Genomic DNA, 25544 nt, shown 5'->3' on the forward strand with positions numbered 1-25544 from the left:
ATAACGGAACGCTACCGCCCCTGGCTCAACAGCTACCAATAGACTGCGGGTCATGCTCCGGATTATCACCAATAGGGCGCGCACGCGACTGCCGCGCCGCTTTATGCCGCTATGGTACTAAAAGCCGCTATGCTCTCACAGTGATAATTAAGATTATATCCGCCATCTTGCCAGCGGCGGGGACGTCGCTGGCAGGCGCTGATTTCCGCCGTTGTACCCGGTTATCGTTTCAGTAACGTGCCGGTCAATGTGGCGGCGAGGCAAAAGGTCAGCAGCCAGGCGATTAACATATCCCGTGAGTACAAAATAACATCGCTCAAACCGTACATGATCAGCGCAAAGACAATGGCCGCCAGCAGGTGGCTTCTGAGAACAAACAGGGAAAAGTAGATCAGGGACGCATAAAAGAGGGTTAACATCGCGACGCCAGGCAACCCTTTAAGGGAAAACGCCTCGATCGCTTCGTTATGCAGGTGAACATTCAGGTATTCCACCGCGCCGCTTAAACCGGGCTTTTGCGCGGCCAGGGCGGTAATGTGCGCGGAACGCTGCTCGGCGGATTGCCCGAACAACGCCTCTTCTCCCGCTTCAATCCCCGATTGATACATGGCAATGCGCGCGCCGACCGAGGTCTTGCTGTTATTCATGCTGTAGTTGCGTATGTCGTTGCGCAGGTCGTCGGCGCGTTTCTGGATGGTGTCGTGAAACAGCAGCGAACACAGCAGAATAGTCATGACGGAGCCGACAAAGGCTTTGATGAGCAGCGGTTTATCGTGCCGAACCTCTGATAACAGGATCATGACGCCGACAATCGGATAGACAAAAATGGCCGCCCGCGTCTCTGTCAAAATGATCGCAACGGTGACGAGTAAGAAGTGCGCCAGATAGAGATAATATTTATAGCGTGAGTTGAGTTTGAGCAGCACCTGCGCGCTCAGCGCGCCGATAAAGGTCAGGAAATAAGCGGCGCTGGTCGCCTGACCGAACATCAGCCTGATACGGTGCATATCATCAAATACGGATTGATAAAACGCATAGCCTACCGTAAGCAGACAGATCGCCAGTATGCAGGGCAGGTGATATTTTCGCCGCTCCTGAATATTGTTCAACGCGGCAAGCATAATGAACGCCCCCAAAATACAGGCATGGGCGGCAGACAAGTGGGCGTCGTAGACGTAAAAAAATAAACTATCCTGGCGAGAGTAGTGATAAAACCAAATGAGATTGATGATGCCGATAATCAGCAGGCACAGCGGCGTAATCAGCAGGCGTTTGGCCGCAAGCACCGTTTTCAGATGGGTCATCACATAAAAAACGGCAAATGAACCGGTTAAATAGAAAAACCATCCGGCGATAACGGTGCTGAACGGCATAATACATAACGTCAATAAACAACCGGGAAAAAGGGCTTTTAGCGCCAGCGCGGAACTCAGGTCTGGTGTTTTTACCAGCCCATATCTTAAATAATTAAGCATGTATTTTTATTCAAAAGTCGGGAGTGGGATTACTCGCCTGATGGGGTTAAGTCTATCATTTGATCCAGTTTTTGCCGGATTTCCCCGGCGGTAATGGCCGCCATGTGCCGATTTTCAGACAGTTCCGCCACCTGATTCAATCCATATCCGCCGATCAACCCCGGATCTGTCGGGCCATACAGCGTGATGTTGGGACGATCCAGCGCGGCGGTTAAGTGGCTTAACCCGGTATCGACGGAAACCACCGCTTTCGCGCCGGCCAACACTTCCGCGACTTGTTGCAATGCAAGGCGAGGTAAAACCTCGACGTGATGAAACCCTTGTGCCAGACGCAGCGCGCGCTGATGTTCATGTTCGGCGCCCCAGGGCAGCTTAATCCTTAAGCCGCTGGGTTGCAGCAAGGCGATCAGTTCCCGCCAGTGCGCCTCCGGCCAGTGTTTTTCATCGCGTGTGGTGGCATGAAGAAACACTAAATATTGATTGGCGTCGGCCGGCAAGCGGGAAAGAAAGCGCGGGGCGATGGCATAGTCGCCTTTCTCGACCGGTTTTTTATAGTGCAGGCTGGCGGCGAAAAGCTCGCGTACACGTTCAACCGCATGCAGCCGACGACTGACGTAATGACGATAGTTATAGAACCAGCTGGCGAGCGGTTCGCGGGCGCTTTTGTAATCCAGTCCGTGTTTTTTGCCGCGCGCGAGGCGCGTAACCAGCGCGGCGCTTTTAATCAACCCCTGCGCATCGATCACCGCGTCATACCGGTATTCACGCAGTTGTTGCCTGAAGCGCGCGCGTTCCCGGCGTGTTTCGGCGCTGAACCAGCTTTTTCTCCAGCGACGGAGAGCCACCGGGAGCACGCGGGATACCGCAGGGTGCCAACTGGGGATCTGTGCGAACCCTTCTTCCACCACCCAGTCAAACTGGATGCCGGGCAATGCCTGCATGGCGTCGGTCAGGGCGGGTAACGTATGAAGAACATCGCCCATCGAGGATGTTTTGACGATTAGCACCCTCATGCGCCTTCTCCCGGCGCGGTCAGGTATTTTTCCAGCGCGGTGAGAACCTGTTCCGGCTGAATATCGATGAGACTTTGATGGTAGCCCTGTTCTGCATCGCCTTTACGCACCCGCTGATAACCGGTAATTAAGCGAATAACTTCCGCCCGATGCGACAACGGCGGCGTAAAGTCAGGACTGCTGGGGCCGTAGAGCGCGATCAGCGGACGATCGAGCGCGGCGGTGACGTGCATTAACCCCGAGTCGTTGCTCACAACCGCGTGACAGGCGGCAATCAGCACCACCGCCTGTTCCAGCGACGTTTGGCCGGCAAGGTTGAGGCAGTGCGGCCGGGCGTTTTCCGGCAACGCCGAGCGAATATCATCGCCTGCCGGCCGGTCGTTGGCGGATCCAAACAAGGCGACCTGATAACCCCGTTCAATCAGCATTTGCGCCAGCGCGGCGTAGTGATAATGCGGCCAACGTTTGGCGGGGCCAAATTCCGCGCCGGGGCAAAAACCGATAACCGGACGCGGCCCCTTCAGTTTGAAGGTCGCCGCCGTCGTCGCGATTTCCTCGTTGCCGACCTGTAGCCGGGGCCACAATATCGGCTGAGGAAGATCCTGCGCGCTGTGAATACGGTCACGTTCGTAGGCCAGCGCGACATAGCGCTGCACCATCAGCGGAAAGGCGGCTTTATCCAGCACGCGGACATCCGTCAGCAGCCCATAGCGCATTTCCCCACGCCAGCCGGTCCGCTGCGGGATGCCGGCGAAAAAAGGCACCAGCGCCGATTTAAATGAATTAGGTAATACATAGGCGCGGTCGTAATGGGCGGCCCGCAGAGAAATACCGAGGCGACGACGTTCTCCCAGCGCCAGTGCGCCGTGGCCCAACGGCATCGCCAGCGCCTGATTGACCTCGGGCATGCGCGCGAGAAGAGGGCGGCACCAGGCCGGCGCCATCACGTCGATGATCGCTTGCGGATGTTCCGCCTTCAGCGTGCGATACAGGCTGTGCGACATCATCATATCGCCGACCCAGGAAGGGCCGATAACCAGGATTCTCATGCTTTTGCTTTCATACTGTTTATCAGTTCCTTAATGGCGCATGCCTGCCTATGGGGCGTAACGATCCCGGATTAAGCGGTACGGTTCAGCCAGGCCATATATTCAGCGACGCCTTCGGCAACGGTTTTAAACGGTTTGTCGTAACCAGCCGCGCGCAGTTTGGTCAGGTCTGCCTGGGTGTACGCCTGGTAACGGCCTTTCAGCTTATCCGGGAATTCAATATATTCCACGCTGCCTTGTTGATGGAACGCCAGCGTGGCATCGGCAACGGCCTGGAAAGATTCAGCCCGGCCGGTGCCGCAGTTGAAAATGCCGGACACGCCTTTTTGCCAGAACCACAGGTTGACGGCGGCGACATCGCCGACGTAGATAAAGTCCCGTTTGAAGTTTTCGCTGCCGGTGAACAGCTTCGGATTTTCACCCTGATTAATCTGTTTGTTCAGGTGGAAGGCGACGCTGGCCATGCTCCCTTTATGTCCTTCGCGCGGACCGTACACGTTGAAATAGCGGAAGCCGCAAATTTGCGATTCGGCCTGCGGCAGAATTTCGCGTACGTATTGGTCGAACAGGAACTTGGAGTAGCCGTAGACGTTCAGCGGTTGCTCATATTGGCGATCTTCAATGAAGTTATTGTCGCGACCGCCATAGGTTGCGGCGGAAGAGGCGTACAGGAACGGGATATTGCGATCGAGGCAGTAGTGCAGCAGCTCTTTGGAGTACTGATAGTTGTTTTCCATCATGTACTTGCCGTCCCACTCGGTGGTCGACGAGCAGGCGCCTTCATGGAACACGGCGTCGATATCGCCCAGATTGTCGCCGGCGATGATATTGGCGATGAAATCCTCTTTATCCATGTAATCGGTGATATCCAAATCCGCCAGATTGACGAATTTCGTCCCGTCTTTCAGGTTATCGACAACCAGAATATCCCGATAGCCAATGTCATTGAGCGCTTTTACGATATTGCTGCCGATGAAACCGGCACCGCCAGTAACGATAATCATGGGATCTACCCTTGTTAATCTTGCCGGTGAGGCACCGCGCCTCACGCTGTTTATGAACGCTATAATAGCATTTCATTTTATCGCAAGCAGCCCGGCGTGCGTTTATCCGGGATTTCTGCGAGCGGAAAAAGAAAAATAGCGCAACGGTTTAGCGTTTAATGTGATTTTTCCGCGGATCCGAACCAGGTTTGCCAGCGACGTTTTACAAACACGACGGCCGCGTTGTCGTGAACGGCATCGCCGAACAGTTGGAGCATCGCTCCGTTTTTCACGGCTTCAGGCGGATGTTTCACCCTGCACTGTTTTATCCCAATGAATGGTTTGCCGCCGTCGGCCGGCGTCCGGGTTTGTGGCGCTTTCGGCGTAACTGGCGCGGATAAAGGCTCGTCGTGCGGCATCGGTTCATTCAGCAACTGGCTGGGGCGAACTAAAACGATGTCAGGCGCCAGCGTGGGCAGCATCTGCTGCAAAACCTTAATGGTCGACGGATGCGGGTGGCCGATGGCGATGGCGGAGCCGCTGCGCCGCGCAATCTGCACCGCCCGGTTAAACTGCTGGCGGATATCGGCCTCATTTTGCGAGTCATCCAGGAATACTTTGCGCTTAATGACCTTGACGCCGGTTCCGGCGGCCGCGCGGCTGGCCTGACTGCTGCCGATGGTCATGCTGTCGAGAAAATAGAGGTGATAGGCGCTCAGCGACTGCATCACTTTTTGCATGCCCGGCAGGCTGGAGGTCATCGCGCTGCCCATATGATTATTCATCCCGACGGCGTAAGGCACATTGTTGACCGACTGGCGAATGATACGCGCAATCTCTTCGCTGCTCATGTCAGGATGCAGGGTGTCGCGCTCCAGGGGCTGTTTGCTGAGCGGCGCCATCGGCAGGTGGATCAGCACTTCACGGCCTTGATTATGCGCCTTGGTCGCCATTTCTCTGGCATAGGGCGCATTGGGCAAAACCGCGACCGAAATGGCGGTGGGCATGTTTAAAACCTGATTCTCGTTATGAGGGCGATAGCCGAAGTCGTCAATCACAATGGAAAGTTTACCGGCCATGATGAACGGAGATAACGACAACAGGCTGAAAAGCAATAGTATTTTTGATTTTAACTGGTACAAGACTATCTTCCCAACCAAGGTTGTGGGTTTACCGCCTGCCCCTGGCGACGAATTTCAAAATAGAGCGCGGGCTGGCTTTGTCCTCCGCTGGTCCCTACCAGCGCAATCGGCTCGCCCGCTTTGACCTGAGCGCCGACGGAAACCAGCGCGCTCTGGTTATAGCCGTATAAGCTCATATCGCCTTTACCGTGCTGCACCACCACCACCAGGCCGTAGCCTTGCAGCCAGTCGGCCATCAAAACGGTGCCGTCGGCGATCGCCTTCACTTCGGTGCCTTCCGGCGCGGCGATCACCATACCTTTCCAGCGTAATTCGCCTTGCAGCGATTCGCCGAAACGATGTTCGATACGGCCGCGCACCGGCCAGAAAGCTCTTGCGGCGGGGCGGCCCAAACCACCGGTGCGCGCCATCAGCGATTGCTCGCTTGCCGTCGGTTTATAGCTGCCGCCGCTGCGTTTGGCCTGCTGCTCTTTGGCCCGCACTTTGGCTGCTTCCCGCGCTTCACGCTCCGCCCTTGCCTTGGCTTCCCGCTCCGCCCGTGCGATTTGATCGCGCAGCCGGGTTTCATTCTGCCGCAGTTCAGTGAGCAAACGCTGGTCTTTTTCCAGCGAGCTTTCCAGCGTCGTCAGCGTTTTCCTGCGCTCGGACTGCGCCTGTTCCAGCGTTTGCTGCTGCTGTTGTTGGTCGCTCAACAGGGTTTTTTGCTGGTTTTGCTTTTGTTCCAGCAACTGTTTCTGGCTGGCCAGCTCGGTTCGCGTTTGCTGTAACTCATTGATGGATTTCTGACGCGCTTCGTTCAGATAACCGAAATAGGCGAGAATACGTTCGCTGCGCTGGCTCTCTTCGCCGCTCAGGATCAGTTGCAGCGCGCTGTGCTGTCCCTGTCGGAAGGCGGCGTCAAGCTGGCGCGACAGCATATCTTGTTGTTTTTTTTGCTGTGACTGCAATCTGGCGATGGAGGCGCCGAGTTCGCTCAACTCTTTGTTTAAGGCGGACAGCGTATTGCGTGTTTCGCGCAGCTGGCGACTCGATTGGGCAATCGACTGTTCCTGTTTTTTCAATTGCTGGAGCAGCGCGCCGCGTTGCTGCCGCTGCTGCTGAACGCTTTTTTCTTTTGCCGCGATATCCTGTTGCAGATTTTTGAGCTGCTGCTGATTATCAGCGGCCAGGCTGATATCGGACAACAGCAAAACGCCGACGCAAAACGCGCAGGCGCTCCGGGCGAACCGCTGCTGTAACGACGGAAATTGAGCCGTGGCGCGACAGGCGGTTCTCAACTGTACAGATAACGCTTTTTTACTCATAGCAAAGGATTATTCCACGATGAACAGCGGCTTACCAGTCGTCTAATTCTGGATTTCTATTTCCATTCGTGACAAGCATGGCATGGAATCCGCGGCAGGGGATGGATAAATGGGAACCTATGCGCATAGAATGATTGAATTACGCGTCCGGCGAGTGATTTTTAGCGGCCCGGCGTCGCCGGACGGGCCGTTGCCGGCGCAATGTCGGGCATTTCTCCTGGAAATTATGTATCGCGCCGCAGATTCAGTACGCGATGTTGGCTTACGGGCTGTAATTGCCGTATCGCGCAGGTATACTCAGGAACCTTATATTTTATCGCTTAACTGATTCGGGAGTCGTTATACCCCATGCAAGAGATTATGCCATTCATTAGCAAGCACCCTATATTGAGTGTGGCCTGGGTTGCCCTGTTCGTTGTTGTGATCGTGCTTACGGTGAAGAGTAAACTTTCTAAAGTGAAGGAAGTGGTTCGCGGCGAAGCGATCCAACTGATCAATAAAGAAGATGCGGTGATTGTCGATATCCGAAATCGTGACGACTATCGTCGTGGTCATATCGCCAATGCGTTTAACCTGTTGCCCAATGATATTAAAAGCGGCAGCGTAGGCGAGTTGGAAAAGCATAAAACGCAGCCGGTGATCGTGGTGTGCGCCAACGGATTGACCTCTCGCGATGCGGCGAACGAGCTGCTGAAAGCGGGTTTTGAACGCGTAATGGTGCTGAAGGACGGCCTGGCTGGCTGGAGCGGTGAAAACCTGCCCCTGGTGCGCGGTAAATAAACGGTTCGCGATATAACAAATTTCGCAGTGCGGACTGGCTGCAACGCCAGGCCAAGATTACGTAATCGACTGATGCCTGCCTTCGCCGACGACGGAAGGCGTCAAAGAAATCCAACAAAAGGTATTATTTAACATGTCTGAACAAAACAACGCCGAAATGTCTTTCCAAATCCAACGTATCTATACCAAGGATATCTCTTTTGAAGCGCCGAACGCGCCTCAGGTATTCCAGAAAGACTGGCAGCCGGAAGTGAAACTGGATCTGGATACGGCATCCAGCCAACTGGCGGAAGATATTTATGAAGTGGTTCTGCGCGTTACGGTAACGGCTTCTCTGGGTGAAGAAACGGCATTTCTGTGCGAAGTTCAGCAGGGCGGGATTTTCACCGTCGGCGGCATTGAAGGCACGCAGCTGGCGCATTGCCTGGGCGCATATTGCCCGAACATTCTGTTCCCTTATGCGCGCGAGTGCATTACCAGCCTGGTTTCCCGCGGTACTTTCCCGCAGTTGAACCTGGCGCCGGTTAACTTTGACGCGCTGTTTATGAACTACCTGCAACAGCAGGCGGAAGGCGAAGGCGCCGCGCCGAGCCAGGATGCCTGATGAACGCGTCTGACGCCTCAATGACCGTCATCGGCGCCGGTTCCTACGGCACCGCATTAGCCATTACGCTGGCGCGTAATGGCCATCAGGTCGTGCTCTGGGGACACGATCCCGACCATATTCATGCTTTGCAGGCCGCCCGCTGTAACCAGGCGTTTCTTCCCGACGTTCCCTTTCCGGATACGCTGCGGCTGGAAGCTGATTTGGCGCAGGCATTGGCAGCCAGCCGTAATGTGCTGGTCGTGGTACCCAGCCATGTGTTCGGGGACGTCCTGCGTCAGATTAAACCCCATCTGCGCGCGGATGCGCGGCTGGTGTGGGCGACGAAGGGACTGGAAGCGGAAACCGGACGCTTGTTGCAGGATGTGGCGCGTGAAGCGTTGGGCGAACAAATTCCGCTGGCGGTCGTTTCCGGCCCGACCTTCGCCAAAGAGCTGGCCGCCGGTCTGCCGACGGCGATTGCGCTGGCGGCGACCGATAGCGAATTCGCTGACGACCTGCAACGTTTGCTGCATTGCGGCAAAAGTTTTCGCGTGTACAGCAATCCGGATTTTATCGGCGTACAACTGGGGGGCGCGGTTAAAAACGTCATCGCGATCGGCGCCGGCATGTCCGACGGCATCGGCTTTGGCGCTAACGCCCGTACGGCGTTGATTACCCGTGGACTGGCCGAGATGACCCGGCTGGGGGTGGCGCTGGGCGCGGATCCCTCCACCTTTATGGGGATGGCCGGATTGGGCGATCTGGTGCTGACCTGTACGGATAACCAATCCCGTAACCGGCGTTTCGGTATGATGCTGGGGCAGGGGATGGATGTTCAGGCCGCGCAGGATAAAATCGGTCAGGTTGTCGAAGGCTATCGCAATACGAAAGAGGTGCTGGCGTTGGCGCAGCGCTACGCTGTTGAAATGCCGATCACCGAACAGCTTTGGCAAGTTTTATACTGTGGAAAAGACGCCCGGGAAGCAGCGCTAAGTTTGCTGGGGCGTACCCGTAAAGACGAAAGCACCAATTAATAACATGATGATTTTTTAGGGCTTTCTTAATAAAGACGGCCCGGATGTTTTTGTGAGTAATAGACATCGGGGGCTATGTCTGCCTGATGTGGCATTTCGGAGAGTAAGGCAATGTCGACAGAAGAACTGGAACTGGTCTGGAACAACATTAAGGCGGAAGCGCGTAGCTTGGCCGATAGCGAACCTATGCTGGCCAGTTTTTTTCATGCCACATTGCTGAAACACGAGAATCTGGGCAGCGCGCTGAGCTATATGCTGGCTAATAAACTGGCGAGTCCGATCATGCCGGCCATCGCGATTCGCGAAGTGGCCGAAGAGGCGTACCATGCCGACGCGCAAATGATTGTCGCCGCCGCGCGCGATATCCAGGCGGTGTGCCTGCGCGATCCCGCTGTGGATAAATATTCAACGCCGCTGCTTTACCTGAAAGGTTTTCATGCGTTGCAGGCCTATCGCATCGGTCACTGGCTATGGTCGCAGGACCGTCGGGCGCTGGCGGTCTATTTCCAGAATCAGATTTCAGTCTCTTTTGGCGTTGATATCCATCCGGCGGCGACGATTGGCTACGGCATTATGCTCGATCACGCCACAGGCATCGTGATCGGTGAAACCGCGGTCGTGGAGAATGACGTCTCTATCCTGCAATCCGTCACCCTTGGCGGTACGGGGAAAACCAGCGGCGATCGTCACCCGAAAATCCGTGAAGGCGTGATGATCGGCGCGGGCGCCAAGATCCTGGGGAATATCGAGGTCGGACGCGGCGCGAAAATCGGCGCGGGCTCGGTAGTATTGCAGCCGGTTCCGCCTCATACTACCGCCGCCGGCGTTCCCGCGCGGATAGTCGGCCGGCCGGAAACGGACAAACCGTCGATGGATATGGATCAGTATTTCAACGGCGCGAACCGCGGCTTTGAGTATGGCGACGGCATTTAATCTCGCCGGGCGGCGCATCAATCAAAACGGCTGATATTCTCATGTGCGCGGTGAATATACGAAATAAGGCGGCGAGCGATGACGGCGCCGTCGCCAAGATGTTTTACCAGTAGGAACAGTCTGAAACCCTTTCCCCCTTTCCCCTATTTGGCTGCCATCGCCGTTTATTCCGGCATAATGGCGCGCCTGTTTTCGCGGGGCGCCATCTGTGAAAACAGCATGAGTTGAACTATATATTTTATTATCCCCTGAATATTTCAGGGCGCGGCAATAGGGTTAACGCGTCGATAATGGAAATAATGACGGGTATTCGGATAGTGATATTAAAGTTGCAGAGAGTCCAATAATGTATTTAAAGCGAGTGATAATCATCCTGTGTTTGATGGCGTCGTCCGCCATGCCGATTCTGGCTCATGCAACTGACGCGGCGAGCGCCGGCAGCGTGGTGAATAAGGACAGTGCCGTCGGGCATGACGAAAGCTGGTGGCAAAGAAGCAAAAACAATCTGTCGAAAACCTGGTCGGAATCACCGAACCATGACATCTACATTCCCGCGATTACCTGGCATAACCGCTGGACGTACGATAAAGAAAAGACCGATGAATATAATGAACGCCCGTGGGGCGCGGGTTACGGCGTCTCCCGGCTGGATGAAGACGGCGACTGGCATTCGCTATACCTGATGGCGTTCAAGGATTCGCATAACAAGTGGGAACCGATTGGCGGCTATGGCTTTGAGAAGCGCTGGCGCCCAACCCGCGATCAGGATTTCCAACTGGGCCTGGGATTTACCGCCGGCGTTACCATGCGCGACAACTGGAACTATATTCCGATCCCGGTATTGTTGCCGCTGGCATCCATCAGTTACCAGAAGCTCTCTTTCCAGGCGACCTATATTCCCGGTACTTATAATAACGGCAACGTTTTTTTCGCCTGGTTTAGATGGCAAATTTAATCAGAGATTAGCGTGTCCGGATATTCAGCCCCTTTTCGCGGCGTCGAAAGGGGCTTGCCTTCCGCAATCGACTTTAGGCTGTGCGGCAAAGGTCTATCGATTGATTGTTATTTATTCTCATGTCAACCATATTGGTTGAAATTTATTCGCTATCCTCCGTTACAATAGCGCTTCTTTTTTTCTGAGCGGTGGATATTGCTGTGCCATTACTTATCATCACCACGATCTTGTGGGCTTTTTCATTCAGCCTGATTGGCGAATATCTGGCGGGCCATGTCGATAGCTGGTTTTCCGTATTGATGCGCGTCGGGCTGGCTGCGCTGGTCTTCCTGCCGTTTTTACGCTGGCGGGGCTATGCGCCGCGGGTGATTTTACTCTATCTGCTGGTGGGCGCCTGTCAGTTGGGGATCATGTATCTGTTCGTTTTCCAGGCCTATCTCTACCTTACGGTGCCTGAATTTTTACTCTTCACGGTGATGACGCCGCTGTATGTCACGTTGATTTACGATCTGCTGCGAGGCGAGCGCCTGCGCTGGGGCTATATGTTCAGCGCGCTGCTGGCGGTGCTGGGCGCGGCGGTGATCCGCTACGACGAGGTCAGCTCGCATTTTCTGTGGGGATTGGTGCTGGTGCAGGCCGCCAATATTTTCTTCGCCATCGGCCAGGTCGGCTACAAGCGCCTGATGGAAGTGCATCCGATGCCGCAGCATACCGCCTTTTCGTGGTTCTATCTGGGGGCGCTGGCGGTTGCGGTGGTCGCGTGGCTGCTGTTCGGCAACGCCGAGAAACTACCTACCACCTCGTTGCAATGGGGCGTTCTGGTCTGGCTGGGCGTCGTCGCGTCGGGGCTGGGTTATTTTATGTGGAACTACGGCGCGACCCAGGTTGATGCCGGAACGCTGGGCATCATGAATAATTTCCATGTTCCTGCCGGGCTGCTGGTTAATCTGGCCATCTGGCAGGAAAAAGTGCATTGGCCGAGTTTCATCATCGGCGCGATGATCATTATGTCCTCACTGTGGGTACACCGGCACTGGGTCGTGAAGCGTCCCGTACAAACGGCAGATGCTCGCAAGCGTGCCGACGCGCCGAACGAATAAACGCGTCGATTACCGGTTGACGCTGCTCTCCGTCCCGCACGGCGGCGTACAACCGGCTCCACAACCCGTCTCCCAGCGTTTTTGTCACAATCAGCCCCTGACGTTCGAAACTTTCCACCACCCAGTGCGGCAGAGCGGCGATCCCCATGCGGGCGCTGACCATCTGGATCAGCAACAGCGTGTTATCGACGTTTTTCAGCGTCGGGCTGATGCCGGCGGGTTGCAGAAAATGACGCCAGATATCCAGCCGCTGGCGCTGCACCGGGTAAATCATCAACGTCTCCTCAGTTAAATCCTCCGGTTCAATGACCGCTTTTGCGACCAGCGGATGTTCAGGCGCCAGCACCAGCCTGACTTCAAAATCAAACAGCGGCGAATAGTGCAATCCGCTGCGCGGCAGGATATCGGATGTCATCACCAGGTCCAGCTCGCCCTGCTGCAAAGCGGGCTGCGGATCAAAGGTGACGCCGGATTTAAAGTCCATCACCACCTGCGGCCAGTTTTGGTGGAACTCGTCCAGCGCCGGCGTCAGCCACTGAATACAGCTATGGCACTCAATCGCCAGACGCAGCGTCGCCTGATGCGGTTCATTGCATGCCTGCAATGCCTGCTGGATTTGCGGCAAGACCTGCTCCGCCAGTTGCAACAGGATCTCTCCCTGCGGCGTAAAACGCAGCGGCTGACTTTTACGCACAAATAACCTGAACCCGAGACGCTGTTCCAGATCGCTGAACTGGTGCGACAACGCCGATTGGGTCTGATGCAGCGCGGCGGCGGCGGCGGCTAACGATCCCGTATTACGCAGCGCTTGCAACGTTCGCAGGTGTTTGAGTTCGATCATGAGAGTCCTTCACAGTGATAGTGAATAAATTGCGCTTGTGCCGAATACACTACCTGCGGATTATGGATGTGTAAACATCTGGACGGCTAAATAAGGGTTAACGATGACGATTTTAAATCACACGCTGGGTTTTCCACGAGTTGGACTGCGGCGCGAACTGAAAAAAGCGCAGGAAAGTTATTGGGCTGGTAATGCGACGCAGGAAGCGTTGCTGGCCGTTGGACGCGAACTGCGGGCGCGTCACTGGCAGCAACAAAAGGATGCGGGCGTCGATTTGCTGCCGGTGGGGGATTTCGCCTGGTACGATCATGTGCTGACCACCAGCCTGCTGCTGGGGAACGTGCCGGCCCGCCATCAGAATGCCGACGGCACGGTCGATCTGGACACGCTGTTCCGCATCGGCCGCGGCCGCGCGCCGACCGGCGAGCCTGCCGCCGCCGCCGAGATGACCAAATGGTTCAACACTAACTACCATTACATGGTGCCGGAATTTGTCAAAGGCCAGCAGTTCAAACTGACCTGGACGCAACTGCTGGACGAAGTAGACGAAGCGCTGGCGCTGGGCCACAAGGTGAAGCCGGTGCTGCTGGGGCCGGTTACCTACCTGTGGCTGGGTAAGGTCAAAGGCGAGTCGTTCGATCGCCTGTCGCTGTTGCCGGCTATTTTACCGGTTTATCAGCAGGTATTGGCTGAATTGGCTAAACGCGGCATTGAATGGGTACAGATTGATGAGCCGGCGCTGGCGCTGGAACTGCCGCCGGAATGGCTGGCCGCGTTCAAGCCGGCGTACGATGCGCTGCAAGGGCGGGTGAATGTGTTGCTGACCACCTATTTCGATAGCATCGGCCAGAACCTGGACACCATCAAAGCGCTGCCGGTACAGGGGCTGCACGTTGATTTGGTTCACGGTAAAGACGACGCGGCCGCGCTGCATGCGCAATTGCCGGCGGACTGGCTGCTGTCGCTGGGGGTGATTAACGGGCGCAACGTCTGGCGCGCCGACCTGAGCCAGTGGTTTGAACGTCTGCAACCGCTGGCGGGCAAACGAAATCTGTGGCTGGGAAGCTCCTGCTCGCTGCTGCACAGCCCGATCGATTTAAGCGTCGAAACGCGGCTGGACGATGAGGTGAAAAGCTGGTTTGCCTTCGCCATTCAGAAATGCGCGGAGCTGTCTCTGCTCTCCCAGGCGCTGAACAGCGGCGATGGTCGGGCGCTGGAGGCGTACAGCGCGCCGATTCGCGCCCGTCGTACGTCCTCCCGCGTCAACAACCCGGCGGTGGCTCAGCGTCTGGCGGCCATCACTGCGCAGGATAGTCAGCGTCAGAGCCCTTACCCGCAGCGCGCGGCGGCTCAGCGCGCGCGCTTCAAGCTGCCGGCATGGCCGACCACCACTATCGGTTCGTTCCCGCAAACCACGGAAATTCGCGGCCTGCGGCTGGACTTCAAGCAAGGGCGTCTGGACGGCAACAACTATCGTACCGGTATCGCCGAGCACATTAAGCAAGCGGTGATCGAGCAGGAACGTCTGGGGCTGGACGTGCTGGTGCATGGCGAAGCCGAGCGTAACGATATGGTGGAATACTTCGGCGAGCATCTGGACGGTTTCGTCTTTACCCAGAATGGCTGGGTGCAGAGCTATGGTTCCCGCTGCGTCAAGCCGCCGGTGATTATCGGCGACATCAGCCGCCCGCAGGCCATTACCGTTGAGTGGGCGAAATATGCGCAATCCCTGACCGACAAGCCGATGAAAGGGATGCTGACCGGCCCGGTCACCATTCTGTGCTGGTCGTTCCCGCGCGAAGACGTAACGCGTGAAACCATCGCCAAGCAGATTGCGCTGGCGCTGCGCGACGAAGTGGCCGATTTGGAAAAAGCCGGTATCGGCATCATCCAGATCGATGAGCCCGCTCTGCGTGAAGGCCTGCCGCTGCATCGCTCCGACTGGGATGCCTATCTGGCCTGGGCGGTAGAGGCGTTTCGTCTGAACGCGGCCGTGGCGCAAGACGATACGCAGATCCACACCCATATGTGTTACTGCGAGTTCAACGACATTATGGATTCCATCGCCGCGCTGGACGCCGATGTGATCACCATCGAAACCTCGCGTTCCGATATGGAACTGCTGGAGTCGTTTGAAGAGTTTGAGTATCCGAACGAAATCGGCCCGGGCGTCTATGATATCCACTCGCCGAACGTCCCGAGCGTGGAGTGGATCGAAGCGCTGCTGAAGAAAGCGGCGCAGCGTATCCCGGCGCAACGTCTGTGGGTTAATCCGGACTGCGGTCTGAAAACCCGCGGCTGGCCGGAAACCCGTCAGGCGCTGGCCAATCTGGTTCAGGCGGCGCGCCGTCTGCGCGAAGCGCAGTAAGTATCGAAGCGCACAGGGAGGCGAAAGCCTCCCTGACCTAAACTCAGCCTATCCCGTATTTCTTAAACCACGCCAGCATCCGCTGCCAGCCGTCCTGAGCCGATTCGGCATGATAACTGGGGCGATAATCGGCATGGAAAGCATGTCCCGCATCCGGGTAGACGATGATCTCCGCGTTGGCATTGCCGGCCCGCAGCGCCTGGCGCATTTTATCTATCTGCTCCGGCGGAATACTGTCGTCCCGGGCGCCGTACAATCCGAGAACCGGCGCGTTGAGCGATGTGGCGACGTCAAGCGGGTGCGTGGGGGTATTTATCGTCTTGGGCGCGGTGAATTTTCCGTACCAGGCGACCGCGGCTTTCAACTGCGGATTATGGGCGGCATACAGCCAGCTGATTCGTCCCCCCCAGCAGAAGCCGGTAATGGCGAGTTTATTGGCATCCCCGCCGTGTTTGATGGCCCAGTTCGCCGTATGGTCCAGATCCGATAACACCTGCGCATCCGGCACGTTGCCGACCAGTTCGCTGAGAATTCGCTGAATATCCTGATATTGATGGGGATCGCCCTGACGGAAATAGAGTTCGGGCGCGATGGCCAAATAGCCTTGCTTAGCCAGTCTGCGGCACAGATCCTGGATATAGTGGTGAACGCCGAAAATTTCCTGCACCACCAATACCACGGGAAAGGGTTCGTTTTGCGCGGCGGGCTTGGCGAAATAGGCCGGCAACAGCTCCCCTTGCGACGGGACCGTCGTTTCACTGGCGATGATCCCGGCAGTATCCGTATTGATGGTTGAAGACGTCTGCGCGCTGACCGCCGAAGTCAATTCCCGCGGCATCTGTCTGAGAACGGTTTGCTCATCGGTATTCATGGCGTTTTCCCCTTTGGGTGCGTTCAATTCATAGTGATGTCAGGTTTCGCGTCTATGACAAAGAGTATCAACGATTGAAGAAACTACAATAAACAGGCTGAATAACCGTCAGGAGAGGAATGAAGGACGGCGCGAATGTTTTGGTCATTGAGGCTATCGATTGGCGGATGCGGCGCTGAAGCTCTTTAATTGGTGATATGTGTCACATATTTAATGTATTACTGGCCTTTATTTCTTTTTTATTGGTGATTATGGTCACAAAAATAGCCGTGGCAATACGATAGAGTCTTGGCGATGGTGGGCTATTTTCGCCCGTCATCTTCCTGAGGCCGCTGTTATACAACGTTTAAAAATGTGCCCGGTGTTTTTTTCTTTCTCTGATTACTCAACTCATTGCCTGGGAGGCATGTATGTCTACATCTGATGTATTCCATCTCGGCCTGACGAAGCCGGATTTACAGGGTGCGACGCTGGCGATTGTACCCGGCGATCCGGCGCGTGTCGAAAAAATAGCCCGATTGATGGAGAATCCGGCGCATCTGGCGTCGCATCGTGAATTTACCTCCTGGCGCGCCGAATTGGACGGCAAGGCGGTTATCGTCTGTTCCACCGGTATCGGCGGGCCGTCAACGTCGATAGCGGTAGAAGAGTTGGCCCAACTGGGTATTCGCACTTTTCTGCGGGTAGGTACGACCGGCGCGATTCAGCCGGACATCAATGTGGGCGATGTGCTGGTTACCACGGCGGCGGTGCGCCTCGACGGCGCGAGTCTGCACTTTGCGCCGATGGAGTTCCCGGCGGTAGCCGATTTTGCCTGTACCACCGCGCTGGTCGAGGCGGCGAAGGCGGCGGATGCGGCGCTTCATATCGGCGTGACCGCGTCATCCGATACGTTTTATCCCGGACAAGAGCGCTATGATACGTTTTCCGGCCGTGTGGTACGCCGTTTTCAGGGTTCCATGGCAGAGTGGCAAAGCATGGGCGTACTGAATTATGAAATGGAGTCGGCCACCTTGTTGACCATGTGCGCCAGCCAGGGGCTGCGCGCCGGGATGATAGCCGGGGTTATCGTCAATCGCACCCAGCAGGAAATTCCCGATGTCGAAACCATGAAACAGGCGGAAACGACGGTCGTTAAGGTACTGCTGGACGCTACGCGACGGCTGCTGGCCGGCGCATAGGCTTTACATCGGTCTGATGGGCGTATTTCAGGCCGGCTCTTTATCGATGACAATCGCAAGGAGATGTATGACCGAACCTACGTTACTCCATCCTTCACTGGTTCCGCTGGATGGCGGGATTAACTTCCGCGATCTGGGCGGGAACCGCGCGGCGGACGGACGCCTTATTCGTCACGGAAAATTGTTCCGCTCCGGTTCGCTGGATCGGTTAAGTCCGGCGGACTGCCAACGTCTGGCCGGGGTGCCGGTTTCACAGGTGGTTGACTACCGGGATGATGATGAAATCGCGCTAAAGCCCGATATTCTGTGGCCCGGCGCCCACTATCACGCTTTCCCGGCGAACCCGCTGCGCCATGAAGTCACGGCGAATCTGGATTCGCTCGGCTCCGAGGTGCTGGCGGCTTTTGATTCGCGCGCATTTATGCTGAAGCTCTATAGCCTGTTGCCGTTCGATAATTCCGCCTATCGCCAATTGGTATCGCTTCTGCTTCAGGACGACGACGGCGCGCTGGTGCAGCACTGCGCCGTGGGTAAAGATCGTACCGGGATGGGGTCGGCTCTGGTGATGTTCGCCCTGGGCGCGGACGAGCAAACGGTGATTGAAGATTACCTGTTGACCGAAACCACGCTGACGCCGTTTCGCCAGCAGTTGCTGACCCGTCTGTCAACCACGCTCAATGAGAAGGCGCTGACGCAGTTCTCCTACGTGCTGTCGGTACAGGAGGAGTTCATCGCGACGGCATTGCGGGCGATTAATGAACGCTATGGTTCGGTCGATGGCTGGCTGGAAAACGAGTACGGGCTGGACGAGCGCGCCCGCCGCCGCCTACAGGACAAGTATCTGGCTTGATGCCGGCCCTTGGCGCTAATCCTATGCGTAAAAAGAGGGATATTAAAATCATCTCCGTTCGCTTTAGCGCCGACCTTACCGGGTTGTAAGCGATAATATCCCCAGGATTTCTGCCACACGCCCCGATAGCCATATCGGTTTAGGGGCGTGTTTTAATAGGCTTCTGGTTCTGCGGGATGGCTATCGCTTGCCAGATGAGGTGATTTTACAAAAACGCCCTTCCATGGCTGTGTTCCATGATTGATCAGAAAATGCGCTTCTCCCGGATCGCACTGGAGCACATCCCCTTCGCGCAAAATGTGCATTTGGCCTTCAAGAAACAAACAGACTTCCCCGGATAGCGTATAGAACACTTCACAGGCCTGTTTATGCCGGTGATTCCTGAATGACTGTCCTGGTTGCAGAACCACAACGCCCATATCGCAGAACGGACCCCGAATCAGATATTTTGGTCCGTTGTCACCAAAACGATAGTCATGTGCTGTTTCCGTTGTCTTAATCATATTCCGTCCTTCCTTTCAAAGCCCTGGCGCTTTCCAGAGAGAAGTGGTGAGGCCGTGATCGACCAGCCCCCGTTGCTCCTTATAAACCGCCAACCATTTCTGGCGCGCCAGCAGGTAAATATCGCTGTTGGCAGGGTCGGGCTGATGCATTCTGTCCCAGCGCACCAGGCGTTCCCCCGTTTCGGCCAGCGAGTCGTAAATTCCCGCGCCAACGCCTGCTGCAATGGCGCATCCAAGCGCGGTGGCTTCCTTTACCACCGGGATATGCACCGGCAGTCCGGTCACATCAGCCAGAATTTGGCTCCACAATTTCCCTTTTGCTCCTCCGCCGGCAAAAACAAGGGAGGTGGGCGTGACATTCGAAAACTCGGCGATTTGCTGTAGGTTGCAGGCGGAAACAATGGCGGCATTCTCTTCCAGCGCCCGGAATAGCGTTGCTTTGTTGCATTTATCAGGGTCGATTGAGAGATTGATGAAAGAAGGGGCGGCGTGATACCAGGACTTGAATCGCATGACGTCGGAAAAGATCGGCATTACGCCGTATGCGCCTGGCGGAACACGGCTGGCTATATTCTCGAGCAACGTGTAAGCATCGATTCCCATGCGTTCCGCGATCAGTTTTTCTTCCGCGCAAAACGCATCCCTGAACCAGCGCATGGTCAGTCCGGTAAAGAAACTGATGGATTCTGTCTGCACCATCCCAGGGATTACATGCGGATTGATGCGTACGTTCATATTCGGATCGGTGACGGGGGCGGGTAAATTCACTACCTGTTGCCAGAACGTGCCGCCAAGTACCGCCGTCTGCGCCGGTCTAACTACGCCTAGCCCCAGGCATCCGAGTTGAACGTCCCCGCCGCCGACCACCACCGTCGTCCCGGCGGCAAGCCCGCACTGTTCCGCCGCTCCGGCCGTTACTTTACCCAGAACCGACCCCGTCTCCTTAACCGGAGAGAGAATGTCGGAACGTAGCCCCGCCATTTCCAGCAGGCCCGCTTTCCAGTCACGAGTCACCAGATCCAGCAAACCCGTGGTGCCGGCATTGGATGGATCAACGGCCAGTTCTCCGCTCAGCATACAGGCCATCCAGTCGCTAATCATGGTGATCGTCGCCGCCCGACGATAGATATCGGGACGATGATGGGCAAGCCAGAGCAACCGCGGCATTGCGCTGAGCGCCAGCGTCTGCCCCGTACAACGGTAAATTTCGTTTTCAAATGTATTGTCGTACAGTTCTTTTAGCTCGTTTACCTCGCGTGACGCTCTGGCATCGACATTCGCACATGCCCAGATCGGCAACCCATCGCTGTCATAGAGCACGATCCCTTCACGCATTGAACAGGTGGAAATTGCCGCAATCGCGTCAGGCGGGATGGCGGCGGACTGTAATGCCTGACGTATGCACTGACAGGTTAGCAGCCAGTTTTTGACAAGATCGAATTCCATTGAGCCCGGTACATCAGGAACGGCTAAATGTTGCCATTCAGCCTGTCCCACGGAGACTTGATTCCCTTCCAGATCAAAAATAACCGCTCTCACGCTGCCAGTGCCGGCATCGAGAGCCATCAGGTAGTTCCCTGATGAAGAGGAGGTACAGAGTCGAGCCATATGATTACCCTCGGCTAATTATGTCGATGCGTTGTTTATGGGGTCATGTCAGATAAATCACTCCGGTTGTCCGTCATCTGTATAAGGACTGGTTAATTTACAATTAGCTTCAGAATTTCTTCTGCGGTTTCCTGGTCGGTCACCAGCGCGTTGATATATTTTCCTTTCAGCGCCGCCACGATTGCCTCTGCTTTATGTATTCCGCCCGCCACGCCGATAACGGTAGGGATTGTGGATAGCGCCCGGAGGCTCAGGCCGATTAACTCATTGTGAATTCGCATATCGGGGACAATCTCGCCGTTTGAACGGAAGAAGTACCCCAGAATGTCTCCTGTTGCGCCTTTACGCCCAAACATGAGCTGTTCGCCCTCGGTGATATAGCCCGAACGTAAAATAGTGGCCTCCTCTTTCTGACTTATCGCGCCAATGCCCACCACGGCAACATCTGCGGCCTGGGCCGCCAGCAAGACATCTTTTACGCTGCTTTCTTCCCGCAGGGTTTGCGCGATATCGGCGGAAGAGGCTCGCAATGGGGCGGGGATAATGCTGACGCAGCACGCGGCATCGAGCTGCCCGATCCCTGTCATGTAAGGTCCGACGCCACCGGAAAGCGTAATCAGCCGGATTTTCTGTGACGAGATATATCCGCTGAGCCTTTTTAGCGTACACATCGTGGCTTCGCCGAACCCGGCCGCCAACAGTTGGTTAGGCTGAAGAGATTCCATCAGCATATGAGCAGCGCCAATGCCCAGCCGTGAGCAGATATCCCTTCCCGGTAAAGCGGGCAGCACCCGTATGTTCTTTAAACCGAAGTGGCGTTTAATGGCGTCTTCGTGCTTTAGGCAACCTTCGAAACGGGAATTGATCTGGACGCGAATAATCCCCGATTGATGGCCCTTCTCCAGAAGCCGCGAGACCTTCAGGCGTGAAAGTCCGAGTCGTTCGCTGATATCGCTTTGCGTCAGACCATCGTGGTAGTAGAACCAGGCGATACGCGCCACCAGTTCCTCTTCGCTCATGTGGCTGTCGGATTGAAAGCTACTGTCATTCGTTGTCATAAGTCTGCATCACTTTGAACATTTTAAAATCATGAACACAATTGTTCTTCTAACGGTGAAGAATAGCTGTGATCCATCCCGCACTTCTTATCCCAATAATGAACAAAATATTAAATAAATAATAAATTATCTAAAAAACGTGATCGTCATGACTGTTTTTCAGGCAACCCATGTCTATCTTGATGAACAAATAGATTTCACTAAAACTTTTGTTCAGATTGCGGCGTTTATTATCTGGGCGATGGAGGCGAGATGCAAATCGGTGACTATTTCGTTCCCCCGCTGCTTTGCGTGAGCAATATCAGCAAGCAGTACTCCGGCGTCGATGTGCTCAAAAGTATCGATTTTACGCTGCATGCCGGGCAGGTTCATGCTTTGCTCGGCGGCAATGGCGCCGGTAAATCCACCTTGATGAAAATCATTGCCGGAATTGTTCCCCCGGATGGCGGAACAATCGAAATTGACGGGAAACGGTGTGCCGGTCTGACGCCGTCCAAGGCCCATCAGTTGGGCATCTATCTGGTACCGCAGGAACCCCTGCTTTTTCCGAGTCTTTCGGTGAAAGAAAATATCCTTTTTGGTCTTTCAACGCGGCAGGCTTCCCCGGAAAAAATGCACCAGTTACTGAAGGGGCTGGGTTGTCAGCTGGATCTGCAAATTGCCGCCGGAACGCTGGATGTGGCCGATAGACAGTTGGTTGAAATCATGCGGGGGCTAATGAGGGATTCCCGTATCTTGATCCTTGACGAACCGACCGCTTCTCTCACCCCGGCGGAAACCGACCGCCTCTTCGCCCGGCTAAAAGACCTGCTCACGCAAGGCGTCGGGATTGTGTTTATTTCTCATAAGCTCCCCGAAATTCGTCAAATAGCGAACCATGTCAGCGTGATGCGCGACGGGACAATCGCCCTGACAGGCAGTACAACGTCGCTCACCACGGAAGAAATCATTCAGGCCATTACCCCGGCGGCCCGTGGCGTTTCATTGTCTGCATCGCAGAAACTCTGGCTTGAGCTGCCGGGTAACCGGCCGGCTCGTGAAAAAGATGAGCCGGTGCTGGTGCTGAAGAATCTGACGGGTGAGGGATTTATGGATATCAGCCTGGAAGTCCGGGCTGGTGAAATTCTCGGGCTGGCTGGGCTGGTTGGCGCAGGCCGTACTGAGCTGGCTGAAACGCTTTATGGCATCAGGCCCGTCAGGGCCGGGAGTATCCGGTTTAATGAACAGGATATTGCCGGGCTTCCGACGGATCAGCGTCTGAATCGCGGTCTGGTCTATTTGCCTGAGGACAGGCAGGCTTCGGGGCTCTATCTTGATGCATCCCTGTCATGGAATGTCTGCTCACTGACGCATAACAGCAGTGGGTTTTGGGCAAATCCGCAACGCGACAACGCCAAACTCGAACGTTATCGCCGTGCTTTGAATATCAAACTGAATAATCCCGAACAACCGGTTCGTACCTTGTCCGGAGGAAATCAACAGAAAATCCTGATCGCAAAATGCCTTGAAGCCGGCCCACAACTGCTGATTGTGGATGAACCTACCCGCGGCGTGGATGTCTCCGCCCGCAGTGATATTTATCAGCTTATTCGCAGTATCGCGCAACAGAATGTCGCCATTTTGTTTATCTCATCCGATCTGGAAGAGATCGAGCAGATGGCCGATCGCGTTTATGTCATGCACCAGGGAAAAATCAGTAAAACAGCGTTGAGCGGGGATGAAATCGATGTCGACACCATTATGCATATGGCATTTGGCGAGCATCTGTCGTGCGCCGTAAAAACGGACAAACCCCGTCAAAATGCGGAGGTCTTATGTTGAAGTTCATTCAAAACAACAGGGAATTGACGGCGCTGATCGCTATTCTCTGTCTGTTTGCCCTACTGGGCATTATTGATAAAAACTATTTCAGCTTCCAGACGCTGACGATGATATTCAGTAGCGCTCAGATCCTGATGCTGCTGGCGATTGGCGCCACTCTGGTTATGCTGACGCGAAATATCGATGTTTCGGTCGGTTCAATCACCGGAATGTGCGCCGTGCTGCTTGGTCTGACCCTGAATGCGGGTTACAGCTTGCCGCTGGCTTGTTTTTTTACTCTTCTTCTGGGATTGCTGGCCGGTTTTATCAACGGCGTGCTGGTCGCCTGGCTCAAAATTCCGGCAATTGTGGCTACGCTGGGTACGTTGGGACTCTACCGCGGCGTGATGTTGTTATGGACCGGCGGGAAATGGATAGAAGGCCTTCCGGCGGATCTTAAGCAGCTATCTTCCCCTATTTTCCTGTCCATTTCCCCCATCGGTTGGTTGACGCTCGCGGCGATCGCGCTGATGGCCTGGGTACTGCTTAAAACACCGTTCGGCCGTAGCATTTACGCCACCGGCGATAACTTGCAGGGCGCCCGACAACTGGGCATTCGCACGGAAGCGATTCGCATCATGGCCTTCTCCCTCAATGGCGTGATGGCCGCTATCGCAGGCATCGTTTTTGCTTCACAGATCGGTTTCATCCCCAACCAGACAGGAACCGGTCTCGAAATGAAAGCCATCGCGGCCTGCGTTCTCGGCGGGATCAGTCTTCTTGGCGGTTCAGGCACCGTGCTGGGCGCGATTCTGGGCGCTTACTTTCTGACGCAAATCGACAGCGTTCTGGTGCTGTTGCGCATTCCGGCCTGGTGGAATGACTTTATCGCCGGCCTGGTCTTACTGGGGGTGCTTGTGTTTGACGGCAGGCTTCGCTGTGCGCTTGTGAAGAATTTACGTAAGCAAAAATATGCGCGTTTCGTTGGCGGAACGTCAGAAATTACCGCCCCCGAAGAGACGAAAACGACGAATACCCCGGATAAAAACAGGAAGGTGGCATGATGGCGCAATGGCAACGTTATGGCTGGGAGATCGCGCTCGCCGCACTGTTGGCGGTTGAAATACTGTCCTTTGGTATTGCCAATCCGCGCATGCTGGATATTAACGTGTTGTTGTTCAGCACCAGTGACTTTATCTGTATCGGTATAGTCGCGCTGCCGCTCACGATGGTGATTGTCAGTGGCGGCATCGATATCTCTTTTGGTTCAACGATTGGGCTGTGCGCGATTTCTCTGGGCGTGATGTTCCAGGCGGGCATTCCCTTCCCCCTGGCCATTCTGTTCACGCTGGCGATAGGCGGCCTGTGCGGACTGTTGAATGCCGGTCTGATCATCTATACCGGCGTAAACCCGCTGGTTATCACGCTGGGTACGATGTACCTCTTCGGCGGAAGCGCGCTTTTACTTTCCGGCATGTCTGGCGCGACCGGATACGAAGGTATCGGCGGATTCCCGCTGGCGTTTACCGAGTTTGTCAACCTTTCACCGTTCGGCCTCCCAATGCCGCTTATCTTTTTTGCCGTCTGCTTTTTTTTGTTCTGGCTGCTGATGCACCGAACGCATATCGGCCGGAATATTTTCCTCATCGGTCAAAGTACGCGGGTCGCTCACTATAGCGCCATCCCGGTTAACCGGACTCTGTGCGCGTTGTATGCCATGACCGGACTCGCTTCATCTGTCGCGGCCATCTTGCTGGTGTCCTATTTCGGCTCGGCGCGTTCCGATCTGGGGGCTTCTTTTCTGATGCCGGCCATTACGGCGGTCGTTCTTGGCGGCGCCAATATCTACGGCGGTTCGGGATCGATTATTGGCACCGCTTTGGCGGCGCTGCTTGTCGGCTATCTACAGCAGGGGCTGCAAATGATCGGTATTCCCAATCAGATATCAAGCGCGCTGTCAGGCGCTCTGCTCATTATTGTCGTTGTCGGCCGGTCGATCAGTATTCACCGTCATCAAATTCGGGAGTGGCTTCTGCGTCAGCGAGCGATAAAGCAGGCGTAACGTCCCCCTATGGCTTAATCCATCCCACAAGAGAAGCAATATGGAGAT

General features: G+C 55.5%; 23 protein-coding genes. 12 read left to right on the forward strand and 11 right to left on the reverse strand.

The window, feature by feature from the left end:
* Window positions 1-221: 221 nt before the first annotated feature.
* From ABRZ28_RS15585 to envC, 6 genes are all read right to left on the reverse strand, one after another.
* Window positions 222-1475: an O-antigen ligase family protein gene (locus ABRZ28_RS15585; protein ID WP_319605416.1), complete on the reverse strand. Its 1254-nt coding sequence runs from the start codon at window positions 1473-1475 to the stop codon at window positions 222-224.
* Window positions 1476-1504: 29 nt separating this feature from the next.
* The gene (gene rfaC / locus ABRZ28_RS15590) at window positions 1505-2488 is read right to left on the reverse strand and encodes a lipopolysaccharide heptosyltransferase RfaC (RefSeq protein WP_330520848.1); all 984 of its coding nucleotides are present in this window, start codon (window positions 2486-2488) and stop codon (window positions 1505-1507) included.
* Complete coding sequence (gene rfaF / locus ABRZ28_RS15595; protein ID WP_330520849.1) at window positions 2485-3537, reverse strand: ADP-heptose--LPS heptosyltransferase RfaF; 1053 nt, start codon at window positions 3535-3537, stop codon at window positions 2485-2487. Before rfaF ends, rfaC begins: the two co-directional genes overlap by 4 nt.
* Before the next feature lie 71 nt (window positions 3538-3608).
* Window positions 3609-4541, reverse strand: coding sequence for an ADP-glyceromanno-heptose 6-epimerase (rfaD, locus tag ABRZ28_RS15600; RefSeq protein WP_330520850.1), 933 nt, complete (start codon window positions 4539-4541; stop codon window positions 3609-3611).
* 155 nt (window positions 4542-4696) lie between these two features.
* Window positions 4697-5599: a divergent polysaccharide deacetylase family protein gene (locus tag ABRZ28_RS15605; protein ID WP_330520872.1), complete on the reverse strand. Its 903-nt coding sequence runs from the start codon at window positions 5597-5599 to the stop codon at window positions 4697-4699.
* Window positions 5600-5664: 65 nt separating this feature from the next.
* The gene (envC, locus tag ABRZ28_RS15610) at window positions 5665-6966 is read right to left on the reverse strand and encodes a murein hydrolase activator EnvC (RefSeq protein WP_319605412.1); all 1302 of its coding nucleotides are present in this window, start codon (window positions 6964-6966) and stop codon (window positions 5665-5667) included.
* A 348-nt stretch (window positions 6967-7314) separates the two neighbouring features.
* Between envC and ABRZ28_RS15615 the strand changes: the two genes are divergently transcribed.
* The 6 genes from ABRZ28_RS15615 to ABRZ28_RS15640 all read left to right on the forward strand — a co-directional run bounded on the left by ABRZ28_RS15615 (window position 7315) and on the right by ABRZ28_RS15640 (window position 12354).
* On the forward strand, window positions 7315-7746 hold the full coding sequence (locus tag ABRZ28_RS15615) for a rhodanese-like domain-containing protein (protein WP_319605411.1): 432 nt from the start codon (window positions 7315-7317) through the stop codon (window positions 7744-7746).
* A gap of 133 nt (window positions 7747-7879) precedes the next feature.
* The gene (gene secB / locus ABRZ28_RS15620) at window positions 7880-8350 is read left to right on the forward strand and encodes a protein-export chaperone SecB (RefSeq protein ID WP_319605410.1); all 471 of its coding nucleotides are present in this window, start codon (window positions 7880-7882) and stop codon (window positions 8348-8350) included.
* Window positions 8350-9366, forward strand: coding sequence for an NAD(P)H-dependent glycerol-3-phosphate dehydrogenase (gene gpsA, locus ABRZ28_RS15625; RefSeq protein WP_319605409.1), 1017 nt, complete (start codon window positions 8350-8352; stop codon window positions 9364-9366). The genes secB and gpsA overlap by 1 nt, the downstream gene beginning before the upstream one ends.
* A 111-nt stretch (window positions 9367-9477) precedes the next feature.
* Window positions 9478-10299 (forward strand): serine O-acetyltransferase, encoded by an 822-nt coding sequence (cysE, locus tag ABRZ28_RS15630; RefSeq protein WP_319605408.1) that lies wholly within the window; start codon window positions 9478-9480, stop codon window positions 10297-10299.
* A 397-nt stretch (window positions 10300-10696) separates the two neighbouring features.
* Window positions 10697-11254 (forward strand): lipid IV(A) palmitoyltransferase PagP, encoded by a 558-nt coding sequence (pagP, locus tag ABRZ28_RS15635; RefSeq protein WP_442878710.1) that lies wholly within the window; start codon window positions 10697-10699, stop codon window positions 11252-11254.
* Between the two features lie 200 nt (window positions 11255-11454).
* Window positions 11455-12354 (forward strand): carboxylate/amino acid/amine transporter, encoded by a 900-nt coding sequence (locus ABRZ28_RS15640; RefSeq protein WP_330520853.1) that lies wholly within the window; start codon window positions 11455-11457, stop codon window positions 12352-12354.
* Here the strand turns inward: ABRZ28_RS15640 and metR are convergent.
* On the reverse strand, window positions 12260-13195 hold the full coding sequence (gene metR, locus ABRZ28_RS15645; RefSeq protein WP_319605405.1) for an HTH-type transcriptional regulator MetR: 936 nt from the start codon (window positions 13193-13195) through the stop codon (window positions 12260-12262). The two genes, ABRZ28_RS15640 and metR, sit on opposite strands and share 95 nt — an antisense overlap.
* 103 nt (window positions 13196-13298) lie before the next feature.
* Between metR and metE the strand changes: the two genes are divergently transcribed.
* Entirely contained in the window at window positions 13299-15563 is a 2265-nt protein-coding gene (metE, locus tag ABRZ28_RS15650; protein ID WP_330520854.1) for a 5-methyltetrahydropteroyltriglutamate--homocysteine S-methyltransferase, read from the forward strand.
* Window positions 15564-15606: 43 nt separating this feature from the next.
* On the opposite strand, the gene ABRZ28_RS15655 is transcribed toward metE, so the two are convergent.
* Window positions 15607-16434 carry a dienelactone hydrolase family protein gene (locus ABRZ28_RS15655; RefSeq protein WP_319605403.1) on the reverse strand — a complete coding sequence of 276 codons (828 nt, stop codon included), beginning with the start codon at window positions 16432-16434 and terminating at the stop codon, window positions 15607-15609.
* 410 nt (window positions 16435-16844) lie between these two features.
* Between ABRZ28_RS15655 and udp the strand changes: the two genes are divergently transcribed.
* Both udp and ABRZ28_RS15665 read left to right on the forward strand, forming a co-directional pair.
* Window positions 16845-17615, forward strand: a complete 771-nt coding sequence (gene udp / locus ABRZ28_RS15660; protein ID WP_319605402.1) for a uridine phosphorylase — start codon at window positions 16845-16847, stop codon at window positions 17613-17615.
* A 67-nt stretch (window positions 17616-17682) separates the two neighbouring features.
* Complete coding sequence (locus tag ABRZ28_RS15665) at window positions 17683-18465, forward strand: tyrosine-protein phosphatase (RefSeq protein WP_319605401.1); 783 nt, start codon at window positions 17683-17685, stop codon at window positions 18463-18465.
* Between the two features lie 152 nt (window positions 18466-18617).
* Here ABRZ28_RS15665 and ABRZ28_RS15670 read toward each other — a convergent pair whose 3' ends face one another.
* The 3 genes from ABRZ28_RS15670 to lsrR form a co-directional block, all read right to left on the reverse strand.
* A complete protein-coding gene (locus ABRZ28_RS15670; protein ID WP_319605400.1) occupies window positions 18618-18968 on the reverse strand; it encodes a cupin domain-containing protein in 351 nt (116 codons plus the stop codon).
* A gap of 15 nt (window positions 18969-18983) precedes the next feature.
* Window positions 18984-20576, reverse strand: a complete 1593-nt coding sequence (gene lsrK / locus ABRZ28_RS15675; protein ID WP_319605399.1) for an autoinducer-2 kinase — start codon at window positions 20574-20576, stop codon at window positions 18984-18986.
* Window positions 20577-20668: 92 nt separating this feature from the next.
* The gene (gene lsrR, locus ABRZ28_RS15680; protein WP_319605398.1) at window positions 20669-21634 is read right to left on the reverse strand and encodes a transcriptional regulator LsrR; all 966 of its coding nucleotides are present in this window, start codon (window positions 21632-21634) and stop codon (window positions 20669-20671) included.
* A gap of 252 nt (window positions 21635-21886) precedes the next feature.
* Between lsrR and lsrA the strand changes: the two genes are divergently transcribed.
* From lsrA to lsrD, 3 genes are read left to right on the forward strand one after another with little or no spacing between them, the layout of a single operon-like run.
* A complete protein-coding gene (lsrA, locus tag ABRZ28_RS15685; RefSeq protein ID WP_330520855.1) occupies window positions 21887-23455 on the forward strand; it encodes an autoinducer 2 ABC transporter ATP-binding protein LsrA in 1569 nt (522 codons plus the stop codon).
* A complete protein-coding gene (gene lsrC, locus ABRZ28_RS15690) occupies window positions 23449-24498 on the forward strand; it encodes an autoinducer 2 ABC transporter permease LsrC (protein WP_330520856.1) in 1050 nt (349 codons plus the stop codon). Before lsrA ends, lsrC begins: the two co-directional genes overlap by 7 nt.
* The gene (gene lsrD / locus ABRZ28_RS15695; RefSeq protein ID WP_330520857.1) at window positions 24495-25496 is read left to right on the forward strand and encodes an autoinducer 2 ABC transporter permease LsrD; all 1002 of its coding nucleotides are present in this window, start codon (window positions 24495-24497) and stop codon (window positions 25494-25496) included. Before lsrC ends, lsrD begins: the two co-directional genes overlap by 4 nt.
* Window positions 25497-25544: the final 48 nt, after the last annotated feature.

Source organism: Brenneria sp. g21c3 (genome assembly GCF_040240345.1).
GTDB lineage: Bacteria > Pseudomonadota > Gammaproteobacteria > Enterobacterales > Enterobacteriaceae > Brenneria.